Here is a 4,029-nt window from a genome sequence, read left to right on the forward strand (position 1 = left end):
GAGAGCCTCTTTTCTTCGACCCTGCCACGTCTTTCGCGTTGCCGCTGTGTCGTGTCAGTGGGAGCGCATTATAGGGAGGCCAGCCAATAGCGCAAGAGCTTTTTACTCCCCCTTACACTAAGCGCCTACCTTTTAACCTCGAAGGCCATTTAATAGCCTTTTTGCATAAAAAACTTAGCTTAAAGGTCCTGCTTATGTTTAAAAATGAGAGCAAAGGTCATTTTTTGGGCGTCAGTCTGGTTTAAAGGTAAATAATTCATTACCATAGTCATTGCTTTTAACAGTAATTTATCAATTATTCTTCACAGAGAACATTTCTTATGCAAAAGTCATTTTTGATTGTGTTGGGCATCGCCATTCTGGGCGCGCTTGCGATATACCAACTCATGCCTCAACTGCCTGCATTTTTGGCCTTCCCTGTTGGTGCACTCCTTGCTGCTGCAGTTTATGCATTCACATCCAGTCCAAGCCAGGCTCAAGCTAAAGGACAAGAAACTTACAATGGCCCAACCATGACTCTCTACGTGGGTAACCTCCCTTACAGAGCACACGACACTGAAGTAAAGTTATTATTTGAGGAATACGGTCCAGTGAATTCTGTTCGTTTAGTGAGAGATCGCAAAACCGGCAGACGTAAAGGATTTGGTTTTGTGGAAATGTCAGAGTCCGGCGCTCAAAAGGCGATGACCAAACTAAATGACTTCATATTCCAGGAGCGCACCCTGAAAGTACGTGAAGCCAAATCGCAAGATTCAGATAAACAGGAATAGTAGTCCTACGTCATCACGCTGGTCGAGGTCTTGGCCGTTTGAGCAAAACCATACTCGGCCAGCGTTGATTTCAATCCTTCAGTAATTCTCTCGCTGGTATAAAAAGCCCATTCATTACTTGGTTGATCTAAGTCAGCGGTTTCCTGCTGATATTGCAGTAGATTCTTCACTCTCTTCGCAATCGCCTCACCGGAGTCCAATAACTCAACATAATCACCCAGTATTTGTTGTAGCTCAGGCTTCAGCATAGGAAAGTGAGTGCAGCCAAGCACAAGCACATCTAGTTCACTGTAGATGATAGGTTGCAGTAACTTCTTCATTTCTGCGATATCTATGGCCTGACCAGCCGCCTTGGCCTCTGCTAGCAATACCAGTTCTGAACAACCAAAGAGTTCCACTTGACAGTCGTTGGCAAAGTGATTGATCAGTTCCTTGGTATAAGCCCTTTTGACAGTTCCCGGTGTGGCCAGTAAGCCTATATGCTTTCGCTTGGAGATAGCCGCAGCCGGTTTGATAGCGGGTACAACCCCGACAACAGGAATCGTCAGTTGAGATCTCAACTCGGGAAGAACCAAAGTGCTGGCTGTATTGCAAGCTATGACCACTATCGCGGCATCTATCTGCTTGGCCATGGTAGTAACCAAGTCCACACATCCGTTTATCAACTCTGCTTCCGCGAGCTCACCATAAGGCAAGCGCGCGTTATCAAACAGATAGCAATACTGTCTCAGCGGCAATAGCTTACGGATCTCTTTCAGCACCGATAGGCCACCTATGCCTGAGTCAAAAACCAGTATGGGACGTGACAAATTGAGCCTCTAAACGATATAAGACGAGTCATGGTTTGAAACCACGAAAGCAGATAAGAACTTATTTTTTCACAGCTTGAATAAAAGCACAAAGGAATGAAACTGGACATAAGCGCCACGTAGTATAATATTTGCGCCCCCGGTTTTAAGCCAAGAGTGAATATTATGAATTTAGAAGCAATGGACCCCAATCAATATGACACGCAGTTGGAACAAAAGCGTCTCAAGCTGGAACAGGCCTTTGCCCGCTTCACTCCGCCGGTATTAGAGGTATTTCCCTCGGTACAGAAACACTACCGTATGAGAGCAGAATTCCGGGTTTGGCATGACGGAGATGACCTCTACTACTACATGTTTGACCAACAACAACAAGCCAAGGTTCGTTGCGATCAATTCCTGCCAGCCAGTGCCCTTATCAATCAAATGATGCCAGCACTGATGGCCGAGCTACGCCCCAACAGCATACTGAGACACAAGCTGTTTCAAGTAGACTTCCTCTCTACTCTGTCCGGCGAGATTTTGGTGTCACTGCTGTATCACAAGCAGTTGGATGATAACTGGCTCGATGAAGCCAAGGCGTTGAAACAAAGACTCGGGAAAGAGTTCAAGGTCGATATTATCGGCCGAGCCCGCAAACAGAAGTTTGTCTTAGATAGAGATTTCGTTATCGAACGCCTGCAAGTCAACCAGCAGGAATACATCTATAAACAAGTGGAAAACAGTTTCACCCAGCCTAATGCCCATGTGGCGACCAAAATGCTGGAATGGGCGATAGACTGTACCCGTGACAGTAACGGCGATTTACTTGAACTCTATTGTGGTAATGGCAACTTTTCCATTGCTCTGGCACAGAATTTCACTAAGGTACTGGCAACTGAATTAGCCAAACCTTCTGTCGATTCCGCTCAATACAATATTGAGCAAAACGGCACTGAGAACCTGCAAATAATTCGTATGTCAGCCGAAGAGTTTACTCAAGCCATGACGGGTGAACGTAGCTTCAAACGTCTGGAGGGAATAGACCTCAAGAGTTACGACTGCAACACCATCTTTGTTGACCCACCGCGAGCCGGCCTGGATCCCGAGACCGTCAACTTGGTACAGAGTTATGACTCTATTCTCTATATTTCTTGCAACCCACAAACCCTGGCAATGAATCTCGAACAATTGAGTCAGACTCATGAGATCAGACGCTTTGCCTTGTTTGATCAATTCCCTTATACCGACCATATGGAAGCGGGTGTATTGCTAAAGCGCATTAAATAAAGGTTTCAGAGTTGCCATACTATAACGAGAATAACTCAAGGTACGGCGTGGGGGATATGGAAGCTGAATCGCCACTGATTTCCTAGACGCCTCTCAGTTAGAGAAACTGCGAACAAGTCCCATGTATGCACTGCGTCGGCTTACATGACTAAATGCAAGACGTGGTTCGTAGCAAATGGCCTTAGTCCTTTGCTAGAAACACAACACAGCATTCTGGTCTGTAAGCCACGAACTTCGGGGCCTTCACAGCAACCCGCTCTCTACACAAGAGAACGCCACAAAGGCTTATTCGCACCTTCCTTAGATAAAATAACTGAAAAATAGCTGGTCATTGAGTGGTAAACATTACCCTGAAGAGTTCCAAGTTGGAGCAGTCAAACAGCTTGTTGATCGTAGCCATTCCATCGCAGATGTTGCACATTGCTTAGATATCCCCCCAAGCAATCTAATAAAGCTCAAGCGGCTTTTAATACCATTCCGCATTAAAGTTCAGTCACTTTCGCCCAGTCTCTGGTGCACATCTTTATCACTCGCTTTGTACTGCTGACGCAGTCGTTCCAAGCCTGACTGCAAGCATCCACAATGTCCTCATATCCTTTGAAACAGCGATTAGCGAGATGACGTTGGCGTAGCCAACCCCACACCTGTTCGATGGGGTTTAGCTCCGGGGAATAGGACGGCAATTTGAATATCGACAAGTTGGGGATATCAACTGCAATGTCATTGGTATGCCACCCTGCACCATCCATTACCACCACAGCATGTCATCCTGGTTTAGTTCGGTTGGCGATCAGTTCCAGGTGCTGGCGCATGATGTCCTTATTAACAAACGGCGTGATGATGGCTTCAGTTTCTCCTGTTGCGGGACAGACTGCGCCGAAGAGGTGCGCGTATTCAAACTGCTGCTGTTTTAGCGCTCTGGGTCTACTGCCTTTCGATGCCCAGAGTCGTGTTGTTGTATTTCGCTGACCAAATCTGGCTTCGTCCTGAAACCAAATATCAATCTGGTGTGGTCGTATATGGATAGGTGTGTGAAGGTTAGTTTCCAGAGTAAACTTTTTTAAAAGCGTTCTGCACGCCTTGAGTCTGTTTAGGATGCCTGGAGCGGCTGGTTATCCAGCTGAACCCCATGCCCTTGAGTAGCTTGTAGATATGATTGAGGTGGTACTCGACACCAAACTCAC

The 4,029-nt window shown here is 46.4% G+C and carries 4 protein-coding genes and 1 pseudogene; 3 read left to right on the plus strand and 2 right to left on the minus strand.

Translation table 11 applies throughout. The features are described from left to right. Nucleotides 1–320 precede the first annotated feature (320 nt). Nucleotides 321–770, plus strand: coding sequence for an RNA recognition motif domain-containing protein (locus RC73_RS19330; RefSeq protein WP_039036161.1), 450 nt, complete (start codon nt 321–323; stop codon nt 768–770). Nucleotides 771–775: 5 nt separating this feature from the next. Here RC73_RS19330 and murI read toward each other — a convergent pair whose 3' ends face one another. After that, complete coding sequence (gene murI, locus RC73_RS19335) at nt 776–1,579, minus strand: glutamate racemase (protein ID WP_039036162.1); 804 nt, start codon at nt 1,577–1,579, stop codon at nt 776–778. A gap of 165 nt (nt 1,580–1,744) precedes the next feature. On the opposite strand from murI, the gene trmA reads away from it, so the two are divergent. Together trmA and RC73_RS21405 are read left to right on the plus strand one after the other, a co-directional pair. Further along, a complete protein-coding gene (trmA, locus tag RC73_RS19340; protein ID WP_039036163.1) occupies nt 1,745–2,845 on the plus strand; it encodes a tRNA (uridine(54)-C5)-methyltransferase TrmA in 1,101 nt (366 codons plus the stop codon). A 331-nt stretch (nt 2,846–3,176) separates the two neighbouring features. Next, nucleotides 3,177–3,392 carry a transposase gene (locus RC73_RS21405; RefSeq protein ID WP_222116214.1) on the plus strand — a complete coding sequence of 72 codons (216 nt, stop codon included), beginning with the start codon at nt 3,177–3,179 and terminating at the stop codon, nt 3,390–3,392. On the opposite strand, the pseudogene RC73_RS21310 reads toward RC73_RS21405, so the two are convergent. Then, a pseudogene (locus RC73_RS21310) lies at nt 3,328–4,029 on the minus strand (IS630 family transposase); the annotation flags it as partial. The gene RC73_RS21405 and the pseudogene RC73_RS21310 sit on opposite strands and share 65 nt — an antisense overlap.

The sequence above is a fragment of the Shewanella sp. ECSMB14102 genome (assembly GCF_000813075.1).
Lineage (GTDB): Bacteria > Pseudomonadota > Gammaproteobacteria > Enterobacterales > Shewanellaceae > Shewanella > Shewanella indica.

Coding starts and splice junctions, on each gene's coding strand:
- RC73_RS19330 (WP_039036161.1), top strand. CDS start 321: ATGCAAAAGTCATTTTTGATTGTGTTGGGCATCGCCATTCTGGGCGCG.
- trmA (WP_039036163.1), top strand. CDS start 1,745: ATGAATTTAGAAGCAATGGACCCCAATCAATATGACACGCAGTTGGAA.